Here is a 25512-nt window from a genome sequence, read left to right on the forward strand (position 1 = left end):
CATGACACGGTCGACCAATACATTTGACACCCTCGAACTGAAGAACGTCGGTCGCAGCTTCGGCGGCCAGAATGCGTTGGTCGACCTCAATCTCACGGTTCGGGCGGGCGAATTCATCGCCCTGCTCGGACCGTCGGGATGCGGCAAGTCCACCGCACTCAACTGCCTCGCGGGACTCCTCCCGCTGACACACGGTGAAATCCTGATCGACGGCAAGCGCATCGACGTGCTGCCCTCCGAGAAGCGCGACTTCGGCATGGTTTTCCAGAACTACGCGCTGTTCCCCCACTTGTCCGTGGAGAAGAACATCGCTTTCGGGTTGCAGATGCGCAACCTGCCGAGGCCCGAGATCGCCCGGCGGGTGGCTGAGGGCCTGGCCCTGGTGAAGCTGCAGGAACAGGCGAAGAAACTGCCAGGCCAGCTGTCCGGCGGCCAGCAGCAGCGCGTTGCCATCGCCCGCGCCGTCGTGCTCGAACCGCGCCTCGTTCTCATGGACGAGCCGCTCTCCAACCTCGACGCCAAGCTGCGCCTCGAGATGCGCACCGAGATTCGTCGCCTGCACCAGTCCCTGGGACTCACCACCATCTACGTCACCCACGACCAGGAAGAGGCCCTTTCCCTGGCCGACCGGCTCGTGGTTCTGCGGGAGGGTCGGGTGCAGCAGGTCGGCACGCCGGAGCAGCTGCACGACAACCCCGCCAATTGGCACGTTGCCGATTTCATGGGTTATCGCAATATCGTCGACCTCGAGGTCGAATCGGTCGTGGGCGACCTCGCCAGAGTCTCCGGCCGCGGCATCTCGATCATGGCCACCCTCGCCCAGCCGGCGGCCGTCGGGGACACGGTTCGCGTCGCCATCCGCCCCTCCGACCTTGTCGTTGCCGGGCCGGATACACCGCCCGGTCGCGATACAGTTCAGGCCACCGTCAACGTCGTCGAATACCAGGGGCGCGAGTTCGCGGTCGAGGTCACGACCACCCAGGGCCAGAATCTTTTCGTGCACGCCTACACGGCGCTCGTTCCCGGTTCGACCGTGCAGCTCACCGTCGATCCGTCCCGGGCGCTCGTCTACCGCACGAGCCTCGACGGTGTCGACGCGCCCCGGGAACTCTCGGCGGTGCGATGATGACGTCCGCTACCAATACGGGCTCGCGGGCCCGGGGCTCGGCCAGCCTCAAACACCGGCTGGCCGAACGCGGAGTCGACACGAAGCTCTTGTTGCTCGTGCCGGCCATCGTGTTCGCGCTCCTGCTATTCGTATACCCGTTCGCCTACGGCATCGGGCTCACCTTCCAGCCGCTCGCCGCCACCCAGGAGCAGTGGGGCGGCGGACTCTTCGCCAATTACGTGGCGTTCTTCAGGGACGCGTTCATCTTTGACTCCGTCTGGATCACGCTGCGGCTCGCCCTACCCGCCGCGCTGTTCAACGTGCTCGTCTCGATCCCGATCGCATTCAAGCTCCGCAGTAAATTCCGGGGCAAGCGGATGCTGCAGACCCTGCTCGTGCTGCCGATCACGCTGGGTACCGTGCTCACCGCGCAGGGCCTGTTGATCTTTGCCGGGCGTCAGGGCTGGCTCAACCGGTTCCTGCTGGAAAACGGGATCATCGACCAGCCGCTCCAGCTCGTCAACAACTACCTCGGCGTGATGCTGTCGCTGATCATCTCCGGCTTCCCGTTCGCGTACCTGCTGATCTCGTCGTATCTCTCTGGAATAGATCCCTCGCTCGAAGCTGCGGCGAAAACCCTCGGCGCTAACTGGAAGCAGCGCTTCCGACGGATCACGCTGCCGTTGCTCGCGCCCGGACTGGCGACGACGTTCATCCTCACGTTCGTGCTCGCCTTCAGTGTGTTTCCCTCCGCCCGACTCGTCGGTGACGCCTCGGGTGAGACCCGGGTGCTCGCGCTGATGGCCTACCGGGCGTTCTCGGAGCAGCTGGACTACAGCATGGCTTCCACGATCGCAATCATGATGGGGGTGGTGGAGCTCATCGTGATCGCGTTCGTGTTCCTGGGCCGCTCCTTCCTCTACAAGGGTTCAACGGGAGGGAAGGGCTGATGTCCAACTCACGGCTCAAGGCTGCTCCACCCACCGAAGTGGTCAACATCGTCAAGAACCGCAATCACGGCAAGCTGGCTCCCGGCGAGAAATCCCTGGCGGCCTCGCCGGGAACCTGGTTCGTCTGGTTCGGTATCGCCGCGTTCTTCATTTTTCTGTTCGGCATCGTGCTCAGTGTGCTCGTAGACTCGCTCGGCAAGCCCTGGTTCAACACCTGGCTGCCGGAGAACTTCACCCTGGGCTGGTACCAGGAATCCTGGGCCCGATTCGACCTGGCGCACATTATCGGGGTCACGCTTCTGGTGGCCTTCTCCGTGATCGTCATCTCGGTCATCATCGGGGTGCCGGCCTCTTACGTGCTCGCCCGCAGTAACTTTCCGGGTAAGAAGCTCGTGATGCTGCTGTTCCTGCTGCCCATCCTGATTCCGCCGATCACCTTCGGTATTCCGCTGGCCACCGTGATGTATAACTTCGGCCTCGGCCGCACCGTGCTCGCCGTGATCCTGGTGAACCTCGTGCCCTCCGTGCCGTTCGTGATCATCACGATGACACCGTTCATCGAGCAGATCAACCCGTCAATTGAGAACGCTGCCCGCATGTGCGGCGCCAGCATGTACCGGGTCTTCACGAAGATCCTGGCTCCCCTTCTGATCCCGGGAATCCTCGCCGCCAGCATCCTCGTTCTCGTGCGAACGGTGGGCATGTTCGACCTCACCTTCCTGGTATCCGGCCCGACCTCCGACACCCTGGTGGTCGCCATCTACCGGGCCATGACGAGCGCCGGTGGCGGTGAGGCCCGACAGCTCATCTCCTCGATGGGCGTGATCTACACGGCGATGATGCTGCTGATTCTGATCATCGCCCTCCGTTTCATCAATCCCACCCAGCTGGTGGCCCAGGTCAAGGACTCGCGTGAAGACTGACACAACAGAACGACTGTCGCTCGGGAACATTCCTGGCGTTCACTCGGGGGGAGCCACTGGCCCGCGCGTCGACCCGGCCGCTCTCACCATCGGAATCGTGCACTTCGGAATCGGGGCCTTCCACCGGGCGCATCAGGCCGTGTTTACCGAAGACGCCGCCGCGGCCACGGGCGACACCCGCTGGGGAATCCTCGGCGTCACCGGCCGAACCGATTCCGTGGTCCGGCAGCTGCAACCGCAGGACTGCCTCTACGGCGTCCTGCAGAAGGGCGCCGCCGAGACCGCGCTCCGCATCGTGGGCACGGTTCGCGACGTGGCCTGGCCGGCTCGGGATTCCGAGAAGGTCACCGCCACGCTTGCGCAGGCGACGACCCACATCGCGACGCTGACGATCACGGAAAAGGGCTACCTGCAAGCCGGCGACGGAATCGACCTGAGCCTTCCCGTCGTGCAACAAGACTTGGCTCTGATCGAGCGAGAGCTCGACGGCGAGGGCGATTTGCCGGCCTCCGGCAGTCCGATCGGGCTGCTCGTTCGCGGCCTCGCCCGGCGGTTCCGCCGGGGCGCCGAGCCGTTTACGGTGCTCTCCTGCGACAACCTCGTCAACAATGGCGCCGTGACCCGGGCGTTGGTGTTCTCGCTCGCAGAAGCGCTGTCGGCGGGCGCGGGGCGCGATGATCTGCTGGCGTGGCTCGCGGCATCCGTTTCGTTTCCCTCGAGCATGGTCGACCGCATCGCCCCGGCGACGACGCCGGGCGACCGGGCCGAGGCGCTTACGCTGCTGGGACTTCGCGACGAAGCACTCGTCGTGGCCGAGCCCTTCACGCAGTGGGTCATCGAAGACGACTTCGCCGGACCGCGCCCCGCCTGGGAGCTAGCGGGAGCGATCCTGACCACCGATGTGACTCCGTACGAGCGGGCCAAACTGCGCATACTCAATGCAACGCACACCCAGCTCGCCTACCTCGGAGCCCTCAAAGGGCATACGACCATCGCCCAGGCGATCGCGGACCCGGCCCTGCGGGCGGCTGCGCGCCGCACGATTGATGCAGACATCCTGCCGACACTCGACGTGCCGTTCGGGCTCAACCTTGAGCAGTACCGCGACAGCGTTCTCGAGCGATTCACCAACCCGAACCTGCCGCACACGACCCTGCAGGTCGGCATGGACGGTTCGCAGAAGCTGCCCACTCGCATCCTCGGCACGGTCACCGACCGCTTGAATTCCGGCCACACGCCCGCCGGGCTCGCCCTGACGGTGGCCGCCTGGATTACGTTCGTCGCGTTCACTCTTCACAAGGATGGCCCAACCCTCGACGACCCGCTCGCCGCCCGGCTGCAGCAGGCCGTCGGGTCCGACCATGCCGCGGTGACAGGGCCGGCCGCCCTCGTTGACCGATTCTTCACCCTGGGCGACGTCTTTCCGCCGGACGTCAGCGCGTCGGCCGCATTCCGCGCTGCCGTCGTGGACCAGCTCGGTGAGGTGCAGCGACTCGTTCACCCGTCGGACTGAGCCGCGGTCCTGGGTCCGCAGTCTGACGCTGGTTCCGCCCTGAGCCAGATTGCGCACCCAACGCTGGGCGGCCCGCTCGGTCTGCCTGAGATCGGTTCGAATCAGACTCCGACAGTGGCCGTTGTCGCCATGCGCGTGGCGACCCACGGCGCCCCAGACCCTTCCATACTGAAATAGAACGGCGACGTGGCGTCGATGTCACCAGGTCGCACGCGCACCCCCGTGAAAGCGGAGGCATAGATGCCGGCGATGAGTTCGAGGGTTCTGCGGGCCGACGCGGTGTCGACCGGAAGAGGTTGACCCGCCGCAAGTGCCCGAGCGATGACTGCGAACTGGGCCGCGTGCCCAGATCCCTGGCCGTGTGGGCCGCGGGCAGCAACTTCTGCGACGAGATCTTCGTAGCCGGGGGCTGGCGTGACGCGCCAGTTGTCGTCGCTGTAGCCGTACAGGTGCTCGAGCTCGACGGTGGCGTACTCGAAGTCGAAGCGCAGATAGCTGGTTTCGCGGGGCGAGAGCAGGCTGTTCACGACGCTGATCACCGCGCCGCCCTCAAGCATCACGATGGCGTGAGACACGTCTTCGGTCTCCACATCCCGAGCCAGCCGCGAGGCAACCCCGACGACTTCGGCCCAGTCACCCACGAGGGAAAGCATGGTGTCGATCTGGTGGATGCCGTGACCCATCGTGGGCCCGCCGCCTTCCACGTTCCATTTGCCGCGCCATGGCACCTCGAAGTAAGCGTCGGGCCGGAACCACAGGGTGTTGCACACGCCGGTGAGCAGGCGCCCGAAACTAGCTTCGGCCACCACGTCGCGCAACCAGAGTGCCCGGCCGCCGAAACGGTGCTGGGAGACGGTTGCGAATGATGCCCCGCCTGTTTTCTCGGCCGTCCGGATCTCGTCGAATTCCTGCAGCGACAGTGCTGGCGGCTTCTCGCTCAACACGTTGATACCACGCAACAGGATCGCGATGGCCTGTTCCTTGTGCAGTCCGGGAGGAGAGCACAGATGCACGATGTCGAGCGGCCCGTCGACATTCGCATCGTCGAGCAATTGTTCGAGACTGGCGAAGGAGTTGGCGACCTGCCACTCGGCACAAAACGCCTGCAGCCGGTCAGGGTCGATGTCGGTCGCCGCCACAATGTGTGCGGCCCCGTGCAGTTGCGCTATGCCCTCAGCGTGCACGGCGGCGATTCCACCAGTACCCACAAGGGCGATGCGAAGCGGACGGGCGGTATCGATGGAGGTCATTCTGTGGCTTTTCCCTGCAAAACTCGGCGGCCGGAGTTAGCCAGTGCGGTGGCGCGCTCGCCTTCGGCCCGGCCGTCGGCGATCACCACTGCATAGGAGAACGCGAGTGTCTCTCTCGACGCGAAGCTGTATTCCTCGCTAAAGAACGGCGCGGGGTTCAGGCAGCCGAAATTCTCGCTGCGGGCAAACCACTGCGGCGGGTGTTGCAGGTTGTCGCTGTGGTCGACGATCACGATCGAGGAGAATCCGCCGGCCGAGTCGTGCTGGCCGGTGAGACCAAGCCATGGATGCCGCGTGCCACGTAGTTCCTCTCCGCCCGGCCCTTCCGGGCCGAAGAGAGAGCCATCGGTGAACGACCGTGGACCGCGCCAGAAGAGGCCGCCGTATCCGGCGTTGTCCCGACCCTCCGTGGTGGGAGAACCAATCTGAATGGACGAGGCGGAGACGTTGGTCATCTCGGTGTCCCAGCGCAACACCCAGGCGTCGGGAACGTCAGCGATGGAGACGGTCAATCGGCGACGCTCCTCCACGAGATCGTCACCGGACTGGGTGCGCCAGACCAGGTCATGGGCGAATGATGCCTCCTCGTCGTCGACGGTCACGTCAACAACGGTGTCGTGGGCCATGGTGCCGTTGTTGGGCAGTTGCTGGTAACCGCCCTCTCGCCGGTAGGTGACTCCGCCCCAAAAGTTATCGTCGCCGAAATTGGGCAGCGACCACGCGATGCCTTTGTGCCAAACGTGGTCGTGTGGGCGGAACAGACTCACGATGTCGCCGCCGAGTGTATGCACCGGGTGTACGTAAGGACGAGGGGATTCCATCTGCGCATCCGTGGCCTCGTAGGTATAGGACATGAGCGGGCGCCCCCGCCACGTGACGCTCACCCCGGAACCGATTGTGTGGATGAGGCCGAGGTCACGCTGTGGGTCGGGAAGGCTCATGCTGAATTCATTCCTTCGGTTCATCGTCATTGATTGCCAGCGCATCACTTCTCGAGCAGGCCAATACCAAGCCTAGGGCGCATTCAAATCATAGGGCAAGCGTTTTCCGGCGGCGGTATAGGCTGGGGGCCAGCCTGGCGCTGCCGCTCAGCACAAACCGCTAACCACGCGTCTGCACTATCATACGAACCACCCCCTGCACCACCAAGGAGAATCGATGATGACCTCTCACCGGAAAGTATCACGGGCAGAGCACCCGACGTGGTTGCCGAAGGAGTCCTCCCGCAACCTCGGCGACAAGCGCGTGCACATCGCCGCAACAGGTCCGCTCGTCGAAACCGTGCGTAGTGAGTTCAGGCGTGCAATGCGCCTCTTCGGCGGTAGCTTCGTCGAGAAAATCGGTGATGCCGAAATTGTTGTGATTGTCACCGGCGACCAAGGCCCGGTCGGCCTCGACGATGAGACTCCGGCCGCCGTGCACGAAGCGCTTGCGGCGCATGCGAGTGAACCCGTGTCAGCGGAGGGCTACTTTCTCGCCAATCGCGACTCCGTCAGCGTCATCGTCGCCGCCACCGATCGCGGCGCACTCTATGGCGTGCTCGACCTGTTACGTTCGGGTGAACCGGGCAGCGGCACGAGGCGCGAGGAACCCGCGCACGCGATACGAATGCTGGACCACTGGGACAACATGACGGTCCACCCTGTCATGGGCGCCGTCGAACGCGGTTACTCCGGCGACTCGATCTTCTTTGCTGACGGAGAAGTGCGCCGCGACCTCGACCGAGTCAGCCGCTACGCGCGCCTGCTGGCATCGGTTGGCATCAACCGGGTTGCGATCAACAACGTCAATGTTCATTCAACAGAAGCGCGCCTTCTCACCGACAAGCTCCCCGACGTCGCGCGTATCGCCGATGTACTGCGGCCATGGGGCATCCGCCTACATCTGTCAGTCAATTTCGCCTCGCCGACGCTGCTCGGCGGGCTGGCCAGCGCCGACCCGTTGCTTCCAGCCGTGCACGAGTGGTGGCGGCAGGCTACCGACCGGGTCTACGATTCAATCCCGGACTTTGGCGGCTACGTCGTGAAGGCCGATTCAGAGGGTCAACCAGGCCCATTCACATATGGACGCACGCATGCCGAAGGAGCGGAGCCGCTCGCTGTAGCCCTCGCCCCTCATGGCGGCATCGTGCACTGGCGTGCGTTCGTCTATGACCACCGCCAGGACTGGCGAGACCGCTCCACCGACCGCGCTAAAGCGGCTTTTGACCATTTCGTCCCGCTCGACGGCAAGTTCGCCGACAACGTCGTGGTGCAGGTCAAGCACGGGCCGATGGACTTTCAGGTGCGCGAACCGGTCTCCACGGTGATAGGCGCGCTGACAAAAACGACCGTTGCCGTCGAGTTTCAGGTCACACAGGAGTACACCGGCCAGCAGAAGCACGTCTGCTACCTCGGCCCCGCGTGGAGTGAGATCCTGCGATTTCGCTTCGGAGGCAGCGACGCTGCCCCGCTTGCCAGCCTGGCGACCGGCGGATTCGTCGCTGTCTCGAACGTGGGTACCGACGAATTCTGGACCGGGCATCCTCTCGCCCAGTCGAACCTCTACGCCTTCGGTCGGCTCTCCTGGGAGCCGCTCGCAGACAGCATCGAGATCCTCGACGAGTGGATCAGAGCGACCTTCCCCGACACCGACGACGGCACTAGGGCCGCTCTGCACGCCGTCTTGGACTCCTCCTGGGCGACCTACGAGAAATACACGGCCCCCCTCGGGGTTGGTTTCATGGTGCGACCGGGTCACCACTACGGCCCCGACGTCGACGGGTACGAATACACGCCGTGGGGCACTTATCACTTCGCCGACCGGGACGGCGTCGGTGTCGATCGGACCCAGACGACAGGAACCGGCTTCGCCGGTCAATACCCTTCCCCTTGGCGCGCGCGGTATGAGTCTCTGGCCGAATGCCCCGACGAACTCGTACTTTTCTTCCACCACGTGCCGTACGACCACGTTTTGCACAGCGGCTCAAGCGTCATCCAGCACATCTACGACACGCACGCTGACGGGGTAGAGGACGTTGCTCGGCTGCAGGGTATCTGGGCGGGGCCGACCCAGGGCATCGACTCAGCCACGCACGCACGTGTGACCCAACTCCTCGTCGAACAGCTGCGATCCGCAGGTGAATGGAACGATCAGATCCGTACGTATTTCTTCCGGAAATCCGGTTTGGCGGATGCCGGTGGGCGCCCCCACTTCTGATTGAGACTCCGTCACACAACAGTGCCCGCCACCGGAGTGGAGAGCACTGTCACCTTCTCGGCTCAGTTCTCGCGGAGAACGATCACACCCTTCGGTTCGAGGGTAAGGGCATCTCCATTACCGACGGTGTCACCCGTGATCAGATCCGTTCCTGCGGCGTGGGCGATGATGCTCACCGGGGCGTCTGCGTGGTTGAGTAGGAACGAGACGCGCCCGCCCGCACCCTCCCGCACGGCGAACTCAAGATCAGGCTCGTCTGCGTAAGGTCCGATCAGATCATGCTCGTCGAGCACGGCACGCACGATGACTGAAACACCGTCAGGGTCGAGCAGGGCTCCGACGTACCAGGCCGCCCCTCCCGCTGCGGACGGCATTCGGGTCACGGCCGCGCGTCCCGCGTAGAAGTCGTCAGCATAAGCGCCGACAACTTCCGCACCCTCCGGGACAAGAATCTCGAAAATGCTTCGTGAGCCGAGAAACCCATCGAGCCCTGCGCCGGACAGCGCAATGCGGTTGATCGACTCAGCAGGCAATGAGTCCGTCTCCTCAACACGTACACCGAACAGCGGCGCAAGAGGGCCAGGGGCATCGGCCAGGAACGCGTTCGTGTCTTGGTCGACGCGGCCAGACAGGAATGTCGACACGATCGACCCGCCCCGCTCGACCACGGCACGCAGGCGATTCTCGACGTCATCCTTGAGCATGTGCAAGAGCGGAGCGATGACGATGTCGTAGCGGTCGAGGGTCGCATCGGCGGCCACCACATCCACTTGGACGCCAGCCTGCCACAGCGCTCGGTGGTAACCAAGTACCACCTGCGGGTAGGTGACCGTCCGGTTGAGCCCGTCGGTGATTTCCGATGCCCACCAACTGTCCCAGTCGAAAAGCACTGCCACTCGGGCGGGCGTCCGCGCCCCGAGCACTGCGGCTCCAACGCGTTCGAAGTCGGCACCGAGTTGCGCCACCTCCCGGAATGCACGCGTGTCCATTCGGCCCGCGTGGTCAAGCACTGCTCCGTGGTACTTCTCACAGGCGCCACGTGACTGGCGCATTTGAAAGTAGAGCACGGCATCCGCCCCGTGAGCGACCGACTGCCATGACCACAGTCGAAGCACACCGGGACGCTTGAGCGGGTTGATGTCTCGGCTGGCGGTGATCGTCGGCGTCTGTTCCATCACCCAGAACGGATCGCCGCCCTTGAGTCCGCGCATAAGGTCATGGGTGAGGGCCATGCGCGACTCTGAGCGGTCCGTCGGCGGGTAATTGTCCCACGACGCGAAGTCGATGTGCTTAGCCCAGCGGTGATAATCGATGGGCCGGTACATGCCCATGAAGTTTGTCGTTGCCGGCGTCGCCGCGTCGTGTTCGCGAATCGCGGCCTTCTCATCGATGAAATTTTGAAGCATGGCGTCGGACATGAACCGAAGGTAGTCAAGTGTGATTCCCTGAAATGCCGTGTGATTCGGCCCCCGCCAGTGCTCGCTGATCGCGTTGGGTGACACGATCTGCTCCCAGTCAGAGAAGGTGTGCGACCAGAAGGAGGCATTCCACGCCGTGTTGAGCTGTTCCAGAGTGGTATAGCGTTTGCGCAGCCAGACCCGGAATGACGCGGCACAGTTCTTGCAGTAGCAGGCACCACCGTACTCGTTGCCGATGTGCCAGGCCACGAGCGCCGGGTGACCGGCATATCGTTCGGCAGTCGCGCCGGCAAGGCTGGTAGAGAGTCGGCGGAACACCGGTGAACTCGGGCAGGCGTTGTGCCGCTGTCCGTAGACGTGCCTGCGTCCTTCGAAATCGGTGCGGTTGACTTCCGGATGCTGGTGGGCAAGCCACGGAGGAAGCGCACCGGTGGCTGTGGCCATTACGAACTGACGACCGGACTCGGCGACCCTAGTCACGATCTCATCGAGCGAGGTGAAGTCGTATTTGCCTTCGGCATTCGAAATGAGCGCCCAATCGAAGACGCCGAGCGTGACGGTGTCGATCCGGGCGAGGTCGAACGCGTTATGGTCTTGTTCCCAGACATCGCGTGGCCACTGTTCCGGGTTGTAGTCACCACCGTAGAGGACCTTTTCTCGCGCGGCCGGACGGTGGTCGGTGTGAGTCACAATGTCGGTGTCGGTCACGCGATGTAATTCTCCTCGATGTCAGCGTTCAGCGCTTGGGCATTGTTCACAAGGAGGGCAGCAAAGATGGAGCCGAGGGCGATCAGCGCGATCTCAGAGCCGACGGCAACGATGCCGATGCTTGCAATGACGATGGCGGCAACTCCAATAGTCGCTCTCGGCGAGTGGAGTAGATAGCGCAGGGCCAGGCGGAGTACGTCCCGCGCACGAAAATTATAGAGCGACCCGATTGCGAGGGCGTGCAAGGCGACCGCCGCAACGATGGTGAAGACCAAAGCCTGGGCGACTCCTGCGAGGAGGAGCGGCATCCCGGGTGTGATGACGACGTCAAGGTAGGCGACGTTAATGCCGAGGATCGCGATCATCACAATGATCACCCACCACCAGCGCAAGATTCCAACAGCATTGAGGCGGTATCCCCGCCAAAAGTGCCGGGCCGGCTCGAGGTGTTCCGCGGTTCTGCTCTCCCTCCAAGCGAAGATGACCGCTGAGAGCGCCGGCCCGACCGGGAGCAGGCACAAGGCGAGAAGCGGCGCATTCGACGGATCAGCTGACAGAGTCACGAGGAAGATCAGTCCGGGCGACGCAGTAACGACAAAGAGCAACTCGAGGATCAGGACTCGGTAAACCATGGCGGTAGCGCGGCCGAGGGTTCCCGAGCCGGGCGAACCGGATGCTGGTGTCATTGTGTGTGCTCCCTGGTTGAAACGCCCGCGCCGTCGGGGCCCGCGAAGACCCCGGCGAACACTGGACTACTTTGTTGCGGCGTATCGTTCGTATGCAGAATTCACCAGGTCGAGATACGTGTCCATGCCCTTGCCCTCGAGCTCGGTCACGTAGTCGTCCCACTCTGATAGGTCGCGCTGTCCGAGGATGAAGCGCAGTGTGGCCTGCTTTGCGGTGTCGGACAGTGGCGTTTCAAGAAGAGTTGCCTGCTCACGCTCCGCCTCTTCGAGGGGGAACGGAGGTGCTAGGGGAAGCACGTCCTTCTTCTTCATGACGTCCTGAAAGGCGATTTCCTCATCCGAGAACGTGGACTCAAGCAGTTCAGTCGCGCCACCGTACGCGAAGACGCCTCCGGCGAATCCGAAATCTTTCTGCAAGTGCGTCGTGGCTCCGGGGTGCACGCCAACGTAGTCGATGTCAGCGAGCAACTCTCGCTTGCCGTCCTCGCCCCTGTCGAATGTGATGCCTTCCACACCCCACTTGACGAACTCAGCTCCAGCATCGGAGTACCAAAGCCAGTCGATGAACTGCATCATCGCCGTGAAGTTCTCGCTCTCGAGCGCGTCAGCGTTGATCATGATTCCATTCTCGAGACGGGTCGACTCGGCGACGACGTTGCCAGCTGGCCCTGCCGGTAGCGGCAGTTTCGCGACGGTTGCCCCTGGCACCGTGTCAATGATCGCCGGACGGTAATCGTTGACCAAGGTCTGGGCGTTCGAGCTGATCGCAAATGACTTGCCACTCACGAACTTCTGAATCGCCGAGTCATCGTCCTGGGTGAAACTCTCCGGGTCGACGAGTCCATCTTCAACGAGGGAGTGGAGGTACTCGACAAATTCGCGGTATTCCGCCGTGGCTCCCGTGAATTCAAACTTTTCGTCGTCCGGGTTCCAGGACGCAGCTTCCCAACCCCAGCCAGCCGTGCTGCCGTACGTCATCGACACGACGTTCAGCAAGCTGTCGCCCTTGAACCGGTCGGAGAGGGGATAGGAGTCCGGATATACGGTCTTGATCGCAGTCAAGACGTCGCGGAACTCGTTCCAGTCTTTCGGTGCTTCGAGGCCGAGTTCGTCCATGATGTCGGTCCGGAATGCCACCGAGTAGTCCTGCCAGACGTCTTCATGCAGGCCGGGAAGAAGGTAGAACTCGCCGTCCGCCTGCCGAAGGCCATCGAAGCTATCTTCAAGTTCCCATTTGTCAATCTTCTCGGACAGATTGGGCATTAGGTCGAGATATTTGCTGACCGGAAGCGCTGCCCCCGAGGACACGTAGGCTTGTTCCTGTCCAGGGTAGGTCTTGGGGATGATCATCGGTGCTTTGCCGGCCCCGACGAGAAGGCTGCGCTTCTGCTCATAATCACTCATCGGCACGACGGTGGGGGCCAGCGTGACGTTCGTTCGCTCGGTCAATTCTGACCACAGCAGCCAGTCATCCTGAAGCGGGTAGTTCGGGTGATCACTGAACAGGATGGAGAAGTCGAGTGCCTCCGTCGCCCTGAACTGGTCCCCTGCCTTGAAGTTCGCCATGGCGCCAACATCTTTACCGGTGAGGTCGGTGCCGTCGGAATCGCCGACGGACGAGCAGGCGGTCAGCCCGGCCACGAGCGCAATGAGTGCTCCCGTGGCGATGACTCTCTTTCGTGTGGAAAACATGCTGTTCCTTTCGTTACCGACGAAGTCGGTCTGGTGGGGAGTGCGAGAGAACGGATGTCGGCAGGTCAGCCTTTGACGGAGCCGAGCATGATTCCCGAAACGAAGTGCCGCTGGACAAAGGGATAGAGGCAGAGGATCGGCAGGACGGTGAGCACCATCGTGACGGACTGGATGTTGGACGCCACCTGCGCCAGGTCGTTCCCGCCTCCCGAGGATGCTGCTGTCGTCGCTCCTGCGATCAGGTTCCGGAGGTAGACGGTGACCGGGAACAGATCGGCACGGTCCATATAGAGGAACGCTTGAAACCATGAGTTCCAGAACGCGACGGCGTAGAAAAGAACCATGGTCGCCATAACCGCCTTCGACAGCGGGAGCACGATTCGAAACAGGATGCCGAACGTCGACAGTCCGTCGATCTGTGCGGCCTCTTCGAGTTCCTCCGGCAAGTTCTCGAAGAACGATTTCATCACGAGCAGGTTGAAAACGGAGATGGCGTTGGGAAGCACGATCGCCCATAGCGAGTTCGTCATTCCCAGGCTTGAGATGAGGACATAGTTCGGAATAAGGCCACCGTTGAAGAACATCGTGAAAACAGCGATCCCGATGAGAACGTTCCGTCCCCGTACCTTTTTCTTCGACAGCACATATGCGTAGCAGGTGGTGAGCACCATCGCGATGGCCGTCGCGACCACCGTGTAGACGACGGTGTTCTTGTAGTTCGTCCAGAACATCGAATCTGACAGAACGAGCTGATACGTCGTCGTGTTGAAGCCTCGCGGCCAGAGATTCACCTCACCGGCTCGGATGAACGACTCTCCGCTAAACGACTGCGCGATGATGTTTAGAAACGGATACAGGGTCACGGCAACGACGCCGAGCAGGATCACGACGTTCACGACCTGGAAGATGCCCTCGCCGCGGGAGGACCTGATCCGCTGCGGTCGTGGGGACGGTCCACGCAACTTCAACACAGGCGGTGCGTGATCAACTTTTACCACAGGCTTGTCCCTACTGTTCGGCGAGAAATGGCGTTGGCGGAGAGGATGAGGGTGAGACCGATGATTGCCTCGAACATTCCGATAGCGGCGGCGTAGCTGAAATTGTTCGCTTCAAGCCCGACGCGATAGAGGTAGGTCGAGATCACGTCCGCTGTGGGATATGTGAGGGGGTTATAGAGCAGCAGTACCTTTTCGAAGCCCACCGCCAGGAACGAGCCGATGTTGAGGATGAGGAGGGTGACCATCGTTGGCCGAATCCCGGGAAGAGTAATGTGCCACGTCTGCTGCCAACGGTTTGCCCCGTCGATGCGGGAGGCCTCGTAGAGCGCTGAGTCGACGTTAGTCAGAGCGGCGAGGTAAAGAATCGTTCCCCAACCGACGGTTTGCCAGACCTCGGAAGACACGTAGACCATTCGGAACCACTCGGGCAGTTGGAGGAACGGAATGGCGTCTCCGCCGACGGCGCGGACGATCTGGTTGATCGTGCCCTCGAGGGAAAGCAACTGCATGAGCATTCCAGCGATTATCACGATCGAGAGAAAGTGCGGCAGGTAGGAAATTGTCTGCACTAACTTCTTGAAGTACTGTGACCGGACCTCATTGAGCAGCAGTGCCAGCATGATCGGTAAGGGGAAGCAGAACAGGAGCGTTAGCGAACCGATCGCGAGCGTGTTTCCGAAAACGACCCAGAACGTGGGATCCGCGAGGAACATCTGCACGTAGCGCAGCCCGACCCATTCTTCTCCAAAAATGTTGCCACCCGGACGGAACCGCCGAAAAGCAATGACGTTCCCGAGCATCGGCAGGTAGCGGAATATCGCGACGAATAGAAGCGGCAGGACAACCAGACTGTAGAGCTGCCAGTCCCGCCTGAAGGACTTCCGCCAGGAGAGATGCTTGGTCTTGCGCCCAACTTGTTCGTGCCTCCGGGTCGCGATCTCCGCGGCCAAACCGACTACCGCCGCTGCATCGGGCCCGGTCGCCCCTGGACCGCTCGTCGTGGTTGTCGTTTGCTGCAGGCTCATACCACTGCCTCGAGTTCGAGAGTGGGCACCGCAGATTCGTCGCGAGACGACTCGGCATCGATTGACCGGGTGTTGCTTGACATGTGACCCCTTCGTCATCGGCAACCAGGTACGTACCGAAAGCGACGAGAAGTCGTTTCTGCACTACAGCGGCGTAGTTCGAAAGTTTTCGAAAACTATTGCGCAAATCCTGCTGGAGTAATACTTGGGGATCTGGCGGCTTCTGTCAAGGGCTACTTCCCAGCCACTCCGCAGTGCACTTGGGATCCCAGTCACGGTGGCGAAGCGCAACCGGAGACGAATGGGGGCTGAGGTGCTACGGTTATCCACAAGTTGCGCAACTGTCACGAGGGCCAGACCATGTCAATCGAATCATCGTCGAAGGGTGCCACCGGCACGGGCAGAATGACGATCTCGGCGATCGCTGCCAGCATCGGCGTTTCCGTGCCATCCGTTTCGAAAGTGCTCAACGGCCGCTCAGATGTCGCTCCGGCGACTCGGATGAAAATTGAGAACGCCCTGCAGGAGCACAAATACCAGCGCACCGCCAGGCAGGGGGGCACATCGGCAACTCCCCTGATTGAGCTGGTCTTCCACCAACTCGACTCCGCCTGGTCCATCGAGATAATTCGCGGTGTCGAGCGTGCTGCGAGCCAAAACAGACTGGGCGTCGTCTTGTCAGACCTCGGGGGACGCCATGGCCCCGACCAACGATGGATGGATGATGTCCTGGCTCGTCGTCCCTTCGGTGTCATTCTGGTGCTCTCCACCTTGACTGTCCAGCAGAGACGGCAGCTCGACACTCGCTCCATTCCATACGTTGTCCTGGACACCAACGGGGAGACCCCGAATGACGTTCTTACTGTCGGGTCCAACAACTGGCATGGGGGCCTCGCTGCAACGCGACACCTGCTCTCACTGGGTCACAAACAGATTGCGATGATCTCCGGCCCAAAAGACGTACTCTGCTCACGCGCACGGGTCGACGGGTACCGGGCGGCGCACGCCGAAGCAGGCATGACGCCCATGGAGGACTCCACGCGGTGGAGCGACTTCTCGGTCGACGGCGGCTACCGGTACGGAATTGAGCTCATCACCCGCGAGAAGCGGCCGACGGCGATCTTCGCCGGCTCTGACATGCAAGCACTTGGAGTGCTTCGGGCAGCTCGGGAGCATGGGATCGACGTTCCCAGAGATCTTTCGGTTGTCGGATACGACGATCTCCCCCTCGCCGCTTGGGTTGGGCCCTCGCTAACCACGATCAACCAACCCCTTACGGAGATGGCAGAAACGGCGGCGCGCATGATTCTTGGCATTGCGCGTGGCACTGAGCCGAGACCGCGGAGCGTCGAGTTGGGCACGGCACTCGTCGTACGTGAGAGCACCTGCTCTGCACCGAAATAGCCTGGCTCAACGCCCCGACGGCGGCTGATTTTTCCGGGTCAGAATAGCTGCACAGACCGAAATAGAGGAATAGCAATGGCGCAATTCGATCTCCCCGTCGACGAACTTCGCGACTACCGGTCGGTAACTGAGGAGCCTGACGACTTTGAGGCACAATGGCGAGAAACAATGGACGCTGCCCAACAGCATCCGATTATTCTTTCCGTCGATGCTGCCGACAACGGGCTCGCTGCGGTCGACTGCTGGGATGTGAGATTCGCCGGCTTCGGTGGAACCCCGGTTGCTGCCTGGTTTTCTCGGCCGCACGGGGTTCCGGAATCAACGAACCTGCCCGTTGTTGTGGAGTTCCTGGGGTACGGACGTGGCCGCGGCGTCCCCCACGAGCGGTTGCTCTGGGTTTCGGCGGGTTATGCGCATCTTCTGATGGACAGCCGCGGCCAGGGTGGGCAGTACGGAACCGGAGGAGACACCATAGATGATTGGCCATCGGCGCCATCGGCACCCGGGGTCGTGACCCGGGGAATTTACCGCCACAACGACCACTATTATCGTCGTCTCATCACCGACGCGGCACGAGCCGTGACCGCGGCCCGCCATCTGCCGGGGACGGATGCCGAAACCGTGATCGTCGTCGGTAACAGCCAGGGCGGTTTGCTCTCGCTCGCCGCTGCAGCTCTCGACGGAAACGTGGCTGCGTGCCTCACCAGCGCGCCCTTTCTGTGCGACCCGGCTCGCGCCCTTCGCATCACGGAGAGCGCCCCGTGGGATGAGATTGTCCAGTACCTGTCGGTTTACCGCGACGCCGAAACACCAGCGATGCGGACGCTGTCCTATGTCGACGGGGTGGCCTTCGCACGTCGAGCTCGAGCGCCTGTCCATTTCGCCACGGGGCTGCGCGACACTGTGTGCCCGCCTTCGACAGTCTTCGCCGCGTACAACGCCTACGGTGAGTATTCGAATGACGAGATCCAACGCCGGATCGAGGTCTACCCGTTCAACCACCACGAGGGCGGTGACGCGGTCAATTCACGCCGCCAGCTCCAGTGGCTGCGCGATTTGGGCCTGCACAGTGAGCGAGAAGCGGCGCCGGTTCACTCCACGTCACACCCGGTAGGGCAGCGCCTAGTCGATTTACCCCACTAGCGCCCGTGTCCGTAAGATCCGCGCGCCAGCCAGCGAGGCAGCGCCCGCTTCACTGCGCGCGTCGCCGCGTCAACGCGCTGTCACGCTTGTCGGTGCTAGGTCGTACGTGTGCAGGCGCCCGCACATGCCAAAGCGTTCTGGGCCCGCAGGGGGCTTGGCGGTAAAAAGGGCGGCGTCGTACATGCTTCTACCGTCACCCGCAACGAGGGATTTCAAAACGCTTCCTGTTTGCAGGGCGGCCGCACACGCCCCCTGCTCCCACGTATCGCGCCAGGCTGCGACGCGCGGCTGCACGAGCTGGGCCGCCCGCGCATAAAAGCGCTCGAGGGGCACGCAATCGCTCCGTTCGGCTGCGGCGCGCAGTTCGAGGAACCCGCGTACCCCGAGGTCACGGCGTGCGCTGGCCGACGCGGCGGTGTCATCGCCGGTACCGGGTGGGAGCGAGGCGGCGGCGCGATAGCGTTCCGGGTCACCGAGAATCTCGTCGGGGAAGGCCATCACCGCATCGCCCGCCTCGGGCAAGCCGGAGTTCTGCATGACGCAGAGCACCCGCAGACCGCCGCCATTGACGATGCGGTGGATTGTTCCGGGAGTGAACCACAGTACGGTCTCCGCTTCCATCGTTGTTTCGCGAAACCCGGAACGGTCGAGCGTCTGCACCACGCCGCGGCCCGCAACTACGACGTACGCCTCCGTGGAGGCAGTGTGCACGTGGGGAGTTCCGCTCGCCAACCCGTCAGGAGACGCATCGTCGTAGACGGTAAGTCTGGTGATGCCGGTACCGCCGGGAAAAGAGTACAAAGGATTCCTCCTTGAGTCTGAATGCATTCAATCTATCGGCAAACGCTTTCCGCAAAGGACTTTTACTGCCAGACTGCGTTGAATGATCCCCGGACATACATCCAGCGCACCCACCGCTCTTGCCATCGTGGGCGGCGGGTTTCGCACCCTCGCATTCTTGCGCGTGGCCCACGAGCTGCCCGATTATTTTCGCGTCTGCGGGGTGGTCGCGCGCCGCGCCGCCACAGCGCGTGCCATCAAAGCGGACTGGAACGTGCCTACCTTCGGCACCATCGAAGAACTGCTGCGTAGCTGCTCCCCCGACTTCGTGATTGTCGCCGTGATGCCCCGCGATGCCCCCGATCTCATCACCGAACTCGCCCGCCGCCAAATTCCGGTGCTCACCGAGACTCCACCCGCGCCTGACATGCCTACACTCCTACCGCTGCTCGACCTCGTGCAGGCGGGAGCTCTCATACAAGTGGCCGAGCAGTATCATTTGGAGCCGCTGTTGACCAGCCAGATCGCGGTCGCCCGGTCAGGGAGTCTGGGAACCGTGGGTGAGGCAGCCGTTTCGGTCTGCCACGATTATCACGGCATGAGCGTGCTGCGACGGATGCTCGGAATCGGTTTCGAGAACGCCACGATCACGGCGCACGAGCGCTTTGCCCCGCTTGTGGCTGGCCCCACCAGGTCGGGCGACCCGCACGAGGAGCACCTGTTAAACGAAACCCACACGAGCGCGCGGCTCGATTTCGGCGACTGTCTGGGGTGCTACGACTTCAGCTCCGACCAGTATCGGTCGTGGATTCGCTCCCACAGCGTGCTGGTTCGCGGCGACCGTGGCGAACTGCGCGACGAACAGGTGCGCAGCCTGCATCCCGACGGCACGCCGCAGCACAGGTCGATCACGCGAGTGTCCGCGGGTGGTGCGGGCAACCACGAAGGCCTGTTTCTGCGCGGTCTGACTCTCGGCGACGAATGGGTCTACCAGAACGAGTTCAGCCCGGCCCGGCTGGCAGACGACGAGCTCTCCATCGCTGCCCTACTCGCCGGCATGAGTGTTTTCGTGAACGGCGGCCCCGAGGTATATAGCCTCGCCGAAGCCGCGCAAGATCACTACCTTCAGCTCGCGATCAAGCGCGCCGTCGTCTCCGGGAAGACCGTGCGCACCGAAACTCAGCCCTGGGCGACTAGCGCGTTGGGCCGGTCGCCACAACGAGTTCGTCATACGATCCGTTCAGAACGTCCGTGAAATCCACAGCGCGGCCCACCGTGGCCGAGACGTAGATGGCACGAACCAGTGCGAGAGCGGATGCCGCCTCCTGCACTCCGACGACCGGCTCAACACCACTTCTGATGGCAGTGACGACGTCGGCGTACTGGCGCTGGTGAGCCGACTGCAGATCGTCGGCGCCACTGGTGTTTTCGGCGGACTCCCGCTCCCCTACCTCCTCGGCCGCCTGGTTCCCCCGCCCGGCCAGGCCATATGACGAACCGGATTCCGCGTCATCTCCGGCGGCGTGAAAATAGGAGAGGCGATCGTTGTCGAGGACGGCCGAACCTCGATCGCCATGCACCTGCAGCCTCGCGGTGAGTCCCGGGTAGGCGGCCGTGGTGCAGTGGATGACGGCAAGGGCACCGGATTCGAAACGCACGGTGGCCACAGCGGTATCTTCAACCTCGATGCGTTCGTGCGCCGAGAGCGCGGTGTGGGCGTGCACCTCGACCGGCGTGCCGAGAAACCACAGCAGCAGGTCGACGGTGTGCACGCCCTGGTTCATCACAGCACCACCACCATCCAGGTCCCAGGTTCCCCGCCAGTCCCCTGAATCGTAGTAATCCTGGGCGCGCCACCACGCCAGCGACGCCACCGCCGACGTGACTCGGCCGAACCGGCCGCTCACGATGGCGCGTGATACCGCGACGCTGCCGGCGTCGAACCGGTGCTGGCTGATCACGGAGGTGACCTGCCCGCGCAACCGGGCAGCATCCGCCGCCCTCATCACGGCACGGGCACTGGCAAGGTCGACGTCAATCGGTTTCTCGATGATAACGTGCGCGCCGGCCTCGAGGGCTTGCACGGCGAGCTCTGCATGCAACCCGCTGGGTGTGCAGATGGCCACGAGGTCGATCGTCTCGTGCACCAGGGCAGCAGCCAGATCGGTGTAGAGCTCTGGCCGCGGATATCCGTCGACCTGCGCCGAATCGGCGAGCGCGGTGCCCACCATTGACAGCGGATCGACGAGGACGACGAGTTCGAGGCCGGGATTGGCTGCGATGACACTGGCGTGTTGTCGCCCAATGACTCCGCAGCCCACGATGGCCACGCGCAAAACCGACTCACTCATTTTGTACCCACCCCGGCTTCGAGCAGGATGCGATCGAAGGCCCGCCCGGCCACGCCGAACGCCACCGGTCCGGAGAATCCGCCGAGCTGGTGCGTGTCGGCCAGGTGGGGTTCGAGCGAGGCGAAACCGTCGAAACCGTCGTCCCGAAGCGCATTGATAGTCTGCTGAATCTCACCGTCACCCTTCCCGGCCGGGGTGACCTGCTGGTCGTTCATGCGGGCATCCTTCACCTGCAGATACTCCAGGTAGGGCCGCAGTTTGGCGTAGCCCTCGGTGAACGGCTTGACGCCCACCTGCACGAAGTTTGCAGCGTCCCAGGCGAGTCGGAGCGCCGGGGAGTTCACGCTCTGCACGATATCGAGAACGCGGTCGGGAATATCGCCGAAGATGTCCTTCTCGTTTTCGTGTAGGAGGATCACCCCGTTGTCTTCCGCCTCTTTTGCGAGAGCCCGCATACGCACCATCACGGCGTCGCGAATGGATTCGGGCGTGGTTCCCTGGGAACGATAGAAGGAGAAGATGCGAATATAGCGGGTGCCAAGTACGTGCGCGGCACGGATTGCACGTTTCAGCCGAGCAACCTCGACGGCCACTGGCTCGGTCACATCGACCTTACCAACGGGAGACGCGATGGCTGAGACACCCATTCCACTCTCACGCAGAATCGTGTCGAGACGCGTCAGTTCAGCCTCGCTCAGGTCCACGATATTGATGCCCCAGGCGCTCCGCACTTCGATATGGCGGGCTCCGAGCGCCTGCAGCACGGCGATCTGCACCACAGGGTCTGGGCTGATCTCATCGCCAAATCCGGAAAGAGTCCACTGCGTTGTCTCTGTAGTCACGATCAAGCCTCACTTACATGTTGGGTTGGGCGAAAAAACGGTAGCCGGACGCCGACCGAACGAATCACCAGCGATCTTCTCCGCGCTGCATCATTCGCGGCTTCTCATCGATTCGTCGTCCAGGGCGCGCCGAGCTCGGCGAAGGTACGGTGCTCTCTCCCGGCCCGTGCCACCCACTGTTCAATGTCGCGCACCACGGCGTGGGCGTCACCCCCCTCGCCGGCCCAGACAACGGATGCCTCCGGCATCCGTATCGGATCCGACGCACGGCGCACCGCGTCGAGCACCAGGGTGAAGCCTTCCGTATCGGCGAAATCGCACACGAGCGCACCTGCGACGCCTTGCCGTTGCGCCACCAGATCATCGAGCAACTGCGTGCGGTCGTGCTCGGTGGTGGTCGGCTCTATGCGATCTTCGCGAAAGACCTGCACTAGGTCGAGGGTGTAGTAAAGCACGATGCGACCAGCCGTACCCTGCACCGTCACGAAGGGCTCGGACCGTTCGGCCGCGCAGAGAGTGAGCGCAAGAGTCACGGGCAGTCCCGACACAGTACGGATATGCACGACAGAGGTATCGTCAGCGTCGATGTCATTGGCTCGGTATTGGTCGAGGTCAATGGATGCCACTTGCCCGGCCCGAGTCGCCCCGGCGAGCGTGAGGGCGGTCGCCACCGCATGGGCCAGTGGGTTGGTCACGACCCCGTCGACGACCTCGACGCCGTCCAGCACGCGCTTACCGGCCCAGGCCGCTCGCCGCCAATAGTCCCGGGTTCGCACCCAGCATCCGCTCGCACTGACGCCCACGACATCGCCGATTTCGTCGGCCGCGATCCGCTCGCGGATAGCGGCTATCGCATGCGAGCCAAGGCTCTGGAAGCCAACCTGGCAGAGTCGGCCGGTAGAGCGAAGTAGCTCAGCGAGCGCGCTGAATTCCTCGAGGGAGCGCACGGGGGGCTTCTCAAGGAGTACGTCCACACCGGCGTGAAGGGCCAGCGCGGTGAGCTCAAAGTGGGTGTGGATGGGCGTGCAGATTACGACGACATCCACGCTGACCTTCGCCAGCAGGTCAGCGAGGGAAATAAATTCGCGCACACTCGCATCAAGGGTGCCGGGGTGCGCCGGGCGCAGGTCAGCGACAGCGACCAGCACGGCCTCGCCCTTGCTCTGCAGGTGTTGGGCTCGAACCACGTGGGAGTGGCCATGGCCATGGATACCTACGATCGCCAGGCGCACGGGGTCTGGGCTGCCGGGCTCACTCATGCGCGGCACTGTCCGCTGAGGCCAGCAACGCCGCGGCATCCGTTTCATCTTCGACCCATCGATCGAGTACGATGCCGCGCAGGCGCGTGGTCAGATCGCCACAGTGCTCGATCACCGTGCGCTCGGTTGGCGCGAGCATGGGGCCGCCCCCCACATATTCGGTGGCGCGCAGAAACCAGGGCCGATTTGTTGTTGCTGGCTGGCTCAACAGCAGGCCGACTCGCAGCCCGGCATCGCTCTGGTTGATTGCGAGCCAGGGCGACTCGGATTGGTGTGCTCGGTCTTCGCCAGCTCCGTCGATGCTCAGGATGTGGTTACGCTCGCGCGTGGGCAGTCGCCAGAAGATCCCGCCATAGCCGGCGCCGGGTCGACCGTTGGTGGCCGGTGAACCGAGGGAGACGGTGCGTTCCGTGGCCCGCAGGACACTGGTCCAGGTGAGGGCCCACGCTTCGCCACCCGGAAGGAGTTGCGTGTCGATCGTTCGCAATTCGGCGAGCAGGCGGCTTCCGCGTTCGTCACGCCAGAGTATTTCTTCGGTCAGCAGACCGCCGGTGGTTACGAGCGCGAGGCTCTCTTGCGTTCCGTGATTCGGGAGCAGAGTGGAACCGTGGTCGCGCACGAAAGTGCGTCCGCCCCAATACGATGTTCCGTCTACGTCGGGCACTGCCATGGAGACGCCGTAGTGGTGTCGATGATCGGCGGGGGCAGTCTCGGACATCAGTCGACCACGCAGGGTGCCGACGGGGTTCAGAAACGGGCGAGGCGAATCTTCCGGCGCCAACTCCGCGGCGGTTCGATATTCGGCGACGGGCCGGCCGAGGAGACTGAGGCAGTGCCCGCCAATCTCGGGCGACCAGCGGGGTGACTGTGCGGCGATTCCTGCACCGGCGGCATCCGTTGCCTGCGTGCTAGACAAAGACGCGGCCGAATTCGAGTTCGTGAATATTCACGGGCAGACCGGTTTCGAGGGACTGGTTGCCAGCGATTCCTACCGACACCGCACGTACTCCGTCGAGAAAACCGGCCGGACGGTCGAGGGAGTCACTGGTCACGCGACCAAAGACATCGAAGAGCATCTGCTCGTCGCCACCACCGTGAGCGCCGGCTCCCGCGGAGATGGGCACGATGACCGCTGATTCCCAGTGCCGCTGTACGGTGAGTGTTTCGGACGCCGGACGCACCTCGTCGTCACCGCTCGCGCCCGGCTGCGCACTCGGATCGAGGATCACGACGCCGTTTGCGTCGATCAGTGCCGCGCCCCGCTCGACCACGTTCAGTTCGGCCCGCCCCTGGGTTCCATTGATGACAACCCGATAGCCCTCCCACGGGCTGTGGGCATTGAGCGAGTAACTCATGGTCGCCCCGGTGTCATAGTCGACCAAGAGGGCGAGGTTGTCTTCGATCGTGATCCCACTGTCGAACACGGAACGGTCGCGCAGGTAGCCATCTACGTGTTCAGCATCGAGGTAGAGCGCCTTGAGCCGCTCGTCGCGGGTCAGGTCGAGGGCGAACGGGTCGTGCTCGGCATGCCCGGTGCCGCGCTCGGGTGACGGAGCCAGTCCCCGGGCCGCGGCGTTGTCTGCCCCATAGAAGCGCAACCCACCGCTTGCGTAGACCCGGGTGGGGCTAGCTGCGATCCACCAATTCACGAGGTCGAAATGATGGCTCGCCTTATGAATAAGGAGTCCGCCCGACTTCGTTTTGTCTCGGTGCCAGCGACGGAAGTAGTCGGCACCGTGGACGGTGTCGAGCACCCATTCGAAATGCACCGAGGTGACCTCGCCGATCCGGTCGGATTTGATGACCTCCTTCAACGCGCTGTTGCGTGGGCTGTACCGGTAGTTGAACGTCGTCAGCACCTGCTTGCCGCTCTCGGCAAGCGCGGACTCGATAAGCCGAACCCCGGCCGCGTTGATCGTGATCGGTTTCTCCACGACGACGTCGACGCCGGCCAGCAGGCACCGTGAGACGATCTCCGCGTGGGTGAAGTCGGGCGACGTGACGATGACCCGGTCGAGTTTCTCGTGCGAGATCATCCGCTCGATCTCGTCGGCATCATATCGAGCGGGCAGCAGATGCCCCGCGGCACGCAGCCGTTTCTCGTAATAGTCGACGCGCACCGGGTTCGTGTCACTCCAGGCCATGAGCTGGCCAGCCTGGGCATGAGTGCCAGCAAGCGCGTCGATGTACATCTGGGCGCGGTGTCCGGTTCCGATGAGTCCGTATCGTTCCGTGCGTGCTGCGTGAGGCATGTGCTTCTTTCT

21 protein-coding genes are annotated in these 25512 nt (G+C 63.1%); 8 read left to right on the plus strand and 13 right to left on the minus strand.

Features of this window, described 5'->3' with window-relative positions:
- The first annotated feature begins 1 nt into the window (after window position 1).
- Genes CXY72_RS10980 through CXY72_RS10995 form a run of 4 tightly spaced genes read left to right on the plus strand, consistent with a single transcriptional unit; the run spans window position 2 to window position 4494 of the window.
- The gene (locus tag CXY72_RS10980) at window positions 2-1126 is read left to right on the plus strand and encodes an ABC transporter ATP-binding protein (protein WP_104127721.1); all 1125 of its coding nucleotides are present in this window, start codon (window positions 2-4) and stop codon (window positions 1124-1126) included.
- Window positions 1123-2058 carry an ABC transporter permease gene (locus tag CXY72_RS10985; protein ID WP_104127722.1) on the plus strand — a complete coding sequence of 312 codons (936 nt, stop codon included), beginning with the start codon at window positions 1123-1125 and terminating at the stop codon, window positions 2056-2058. Before CXY72_RS10980 ends, CXY72_RS10985 begins: the two co-directional genes overlap by 4 nt.
- Window positions 2058-2981, plus strand: coding sequence for an ABC transporter permease (locus CXY72_RS10990; RefSeq protein WP_104127723.1), 924 nt, complete (start codon window positions 2058-2060; stop codon window positions 2979-2981). The genes CXY72_RS10985 and CXY72_RS10990 overlap by 1 nt, the downstream gene beginning before the upstream one ends.
- On the plus strand, window positions 2971-4494 hold the full coding sequence (locus CXY72_RS10995; RefSeq protein WP_104127724.1) for a mannitol dehydrogenase family protein: 1524 nt from the start codon (window positions 2971-2973) through the stop codon (window positions 4492-4494). The genes CXY72_RS10990 and CXY72_RS10995 overlap by 11 nt, the downstream gene beginning before the upstream one ends.
- Window positions 4495-4595: 101 nt before the next feature.
- Here the strand turns inward: CXY72_RS10995 and CXY72_RS11000 are convergent, their stop codons facing one another.
- Together CXY72_RS11000 and CXY72_RS11005 are read right to left on the minus strand one after the other, a co-directional pair.
- Window positions 4596-5744 (minus strand): Gfo/Idh/MocA family protein, encoded by a 1149-nt coding sequence (locus CXY72_RS11000; RefSeq protein WP_104127725.1) that lies wholly within the window; start codon window positions 5742-5744, stop codon window positions 4596-4598.
- Window positions 5741-6685: a PmoA family protein gene (locus CXY72_RS11005; protein ID WP_104127726.1), complete on the minus strand. Its 945-nt coding sequence runs from the start codon at window positions 6683-6685 to the stop codon at window positions 5741-5743. The genes CXY72_RS11000 and CXY72_RS11005 overlap by 4 nt, the downstream gene beginning before the upstream one ends.
- Before the next feature lie 217 nt (window positions 6686-6902).
- On the opposite strand from CXY72_RS11005, the gene CXY72_RS11010 reads away from it, so the two are divergent.
- Window positions 6903-8942 carry an alpha-glucuronidase gene (locus tag CXY72_RS11010; protein WP_370446254.1) on the plus strand — a complete coding sequence of 680 codons (2040 nt, stop codon included), beginning with the start codon at window positions 6903-6905 and terminating at the stop codon, window positions 8940-8942.
- Window positions 8943-9004: 62 nt separating this feature from the next.
- Here the strand turns inward: CXY72_RS11010 and CXY72_RS11015 are convergent, their stop codons facing one another.
- The 5 genes from CXY72_RS11015 to CXY72_RS11035 all read right to left on the minus strand — a co-directional run bounded on the left by CXY72_RS11015 (window position 9005) and on the right by CXY72_RS11035 (window position 15469).
- The gene (locus CXY72_RS11015) at window positions 9005-11068 is read right to left on the minus strand and encodes a beta-galactosidase (RefSeq protein ID WP_233197777.1); all 2064 of its coding nucleotides are present in this window, start codon (window positions 11066-11068) and stop codon (window positions 9005-9007) included.
- Window positions 11065-11754 carry a DUF624 domain-containing protein gene (locus CXY72_RS11020; RefSeq protein ID WP_104127727.1) on the minus strand — a complete coding sequence of 230 codons (690 nt, stop codon included), beginning with the start codon at window positions 11752-11754 and terminating at the stop codon, window positions 11065-11067. Before CXY72_RS11020 ends, CXY72_RS11015 begins: the two co-directional genes overlap by 4 nt.
- Window positions 11755-11820: 66 nt before the next feature.
- Window positions 11821-13446, minus strand: a complete 1626-nt coding sequence (locus tag CXY72_RS11025; protein ID WP_104127728.1) for an extracellular solute-binding protein — start codon at window positions 13444-13446, stop codon at window positions 11821-11823.
- A 65-nt stretch (window positions 13447-13511) separates the two neighbouring features.
- Window positions 13512-14378 carry a carbohydrate ABC transporter permease gene (locus tag CXY72_RS11030; RefSeq protein ID WP_104127812.1) on the minus strand — a complete coding sequence of 289 codons (867 nt, stop codon included), beginning with the start codon at window positions 14376-14378 and terminating at the stop codon, window positions 13512-13514.
- A 59-nt stretch (window positions 14379-14437) separates the two neighbouring features.
- Window positions 14438-15469: a sugar ABC transporter permease gene (locus CXY72_RS11035; protein WP_104127729.1), complete on the minus strand. Its 1032-nt coding sequence runs from the start codon at window positions 15467-15469 to the stop codon at window positions 14438-14440.
- A gap of 360 nt (window positions 15470-15829) precedes the next feature.
- On the opposite strand from CXY72_RS11035, the gene CXY72_RS11040 reads away from it, so the two are divergent.
- A complete protein-coding gene (locus CXY72_RS11040; RefSeq protein WP_104127730.1) occupies window positions 15830-16873 on the plus strand; it encodes a LacI family DNA-binding transcriptional regulator in 1044 nt (347 codons plus the stop codon).
- 75 nt (window positions 16874-16948) lie between these two features.
- Window positions 16949-18016 (plus strand): acetylxylan esterase, encoded by a 1068-nt coding sequence (locus tag CXY72_RS11045; RefSeq protein WP_104127731.1) that lies wholly within the window; start codon window positions 16949-16951, stop codon window positions 18014-18016.
- A 69-nt stretch (window positions 18017-18085) separates the two neighbouring features.
- Here the strand turns inward: CXY72_RS11045 and CXY72_RS11050 are convergent, their stop codons facing one another.
- Window positions 18086-18817: a cupin domain-containing protein gene (locus tag CXY72_RS11050; protein ID WP_233197778.1), complete on the minus strand. Its 732-nt coding sequence runs from the start codon at window positions 18815-18817 to the stop codon at window positions 18086-18088.
- 82 nt (window positions 18818-18899) lie between these two features.
- Between CXY72_RS11050 and CXY72_RS11055 the strand changes: the two genes are divergently transcribed.
- Window positions 18900-20051 (plus strand): Gfo/Idh/MocA family oxidoreductase, encoded by a 1152-nt coding sequence (locus CXY72_RS11055; protein ID WP_104127733.1) that lies wholly within the window; start codon window positions 18900-18902, stop codon window positions 20049-20051.
- Here CXY72_RS11055 and CXY72_RS11060 read toward each other — a convergent pair.
- The 5 genes from CXY72_RS11060 to CXY72_RS11080 form a co-directional block, all read right to left on the minus strand.
- Window positions 19990-21147 carry a Gfo/Idh/MocA family protein gene (locus tag CXY72_RS11060; protein WP_104127734.1) on the minus strand — a complete coding sequence of 386 codons (1158 nt, stop codon included), beginning with the start codon at window positions 21145-21147 and terminating at the stop codon, window positions 19990-19992. The two genes, CXY72_RS11055 and CXY72_RS11060, sit on opposite strands and share 62 nt — an antisense overlap.
- Entirely contained in the window at window positions 21144-21992 is an 849-nt protein-coding gene (locus CXY72_RS11065; protein WP_370446255.1) for a sugar phosphate isomerase/epimerase family protein, read from the minus strand. The genes CXY72_RS11060 and CXY72_RS11065 overlap by 4 nt, the downstream gene beginning before the upstream one ends.
- 101 nt (window positions 21993-22093) lie before the next feature.
- A complete protein-coding gene (locus CXY72_RS11070) occupies window positions 22094-23248 on the minus strand; it encodes a Gfo/Idh/MocA family protein (RefSeq protein WP_104127813.1) in 1155 nt (384 codons plus the stop codon).
- On the minus strand, window positions 23241-24164 hold the full coding sequence (locus tag CXY72_RS11075; RefSeq protein WP_158252547.1) for a DUF6807 family protein: 924 nt from the start codon (window positions 24162-24164) through the stop codon (window positions 23241-23243). The genes CXY72_RS11070 and CXY72_RS11075 overlap by 8 nt, the downstream gene beginning before the upstream one ends.
- A complete protein-coding gene (locus tag CXY72_RS11080; protein WP_104127737.1) occupies window positions 24157-25500 on the minus strand; it encodes a Gfo/Idh/MocA family protein in 1344 nt (447 codons plus the stop codon). Before CXY72_RS11080 ends, CXY72_RS11075 begins: the two co-directional genes overlap by 8 nt.
- Between the last annotated feature and the right edge of the window lie 12 nt (window positions 25501-25512).

This window comes from Cryobacterium sp. Y57 (assembly GCF_002929505.1).
Taxonomy (GTDB): Bacteria; Actinomycetota; Actinomycetes; order Actinomycetales; family Microbacteriaceae; genus Cryobacterium.

Excerpts from the sequence above, each read along its gene's own strand:
- CXY72_RS10980 (WP_104127721.1), top strand. The coding sequence starts at position 2 with ATGACACGGTCGACCAATACATTTGACACCCTCGAACTGAAGAACGTC.
- CXY72_RS10985 (WP_104127722.1), top strand. The coding sequence starts at position 1,123 with ATGATGACGTCCGCTACCAATACGGGCTCGCGGGCCCGGGGCTCGGCC.
- CXY72_RS10990 (WP_104127723.1), top strand. The coding sequence starts at position 2,058 with ATGTCCAACTCACGGCTCAAGGCTGCTCCACCCACCGAAGTGGTCAAC.
- CXY72_RS11000 (WP_104127725.1), bottom strand. The coding sequence starts at position 5,744 with ATGACCTCCATCGATACCGCCCGTCCGCTTCGCATCGCCCTTGTGGGT.
- CXY72_RS11005 (WP_104127726.1), bottom strand. The coding sequence starts at position 6,685 with ATGAGCCTTCCCGACCCACAGCGTGACCTCGGCCTCATCCACACAATC.
- CXY72_RS11010 (WP_370446254.1), top strand. The coding sequence starts at position 6,903 with ATGATGACCTCTCACCGGAAAGTATCACGGGCAGAGCACCCGACGTGG.
- CXY72_RS11020 (WP_104127727.1), bottom strand. The coding sequence starts at position 11,754 with ATGACACCAGCATCCGGTTCGCCCGGCTCGGGAACCCTCGGCCGCGCT.
- CXY72_RS11025 (WP_104127728.1), bottom strand. The coding sequence starts at position 13,446 with ATGTTTTCCACACGAAAGAGAGTCATCGCCACGGGAGCACTCATTGCG.
- CXY72_RS11035 (WP_104127729.1), bottom strand. The coding sequence starts at position 15,469 with ATGAGCCTGCAGCAAACGACAACCACGACGAGCGGTCCAGGGGCGACC.
- CXY72_RS11040 (WP_104127730.1), top strand. The coding sequence starts at position 15,830 with ATGTCAATCGAATCATCGTCGAAGGGTGCCACCGGCACGGGCAGAATG.
- CXY72_RS11045 (WP_104127731.1), top strand. The coding sequence starts at position 16,949 with ATGGCGCAATTCGATCTCCCCGTCGACGAACTTCGCGACTACCGGTCG.
- CXY72_RS11055 (WP_104127733.1), top strand. The coding sequence starts at position 18,900 with ATGATCCCCGGACATACATCCAGCGCACCCACCGCTCTTGCCATCGTG.
- CXY72_RS11060 (WP_104127734.1), bottom strand. The coding sequence starts at position 21,147 with ATGAGTGAGTCGGTTTTGCGCGTGGCCATCGTGGGCTGCGGAGTCATT.
- CXY72_RS11070 (WP_104127813.1), bottom strand. The coding sequence starts at position 23,248 with ATGAGTGAGCCCGGCAGCCCAGACCCCGTGCGCCTGGCGATCGTAGGT.
- CXY72_RS11080 (WP_104127737.1), bottom strand. The coding sequence starts at position 25,500 with ATGCCTCACGCAGCACGCACGGAACGATACGGACTCATCGGAACCGGA.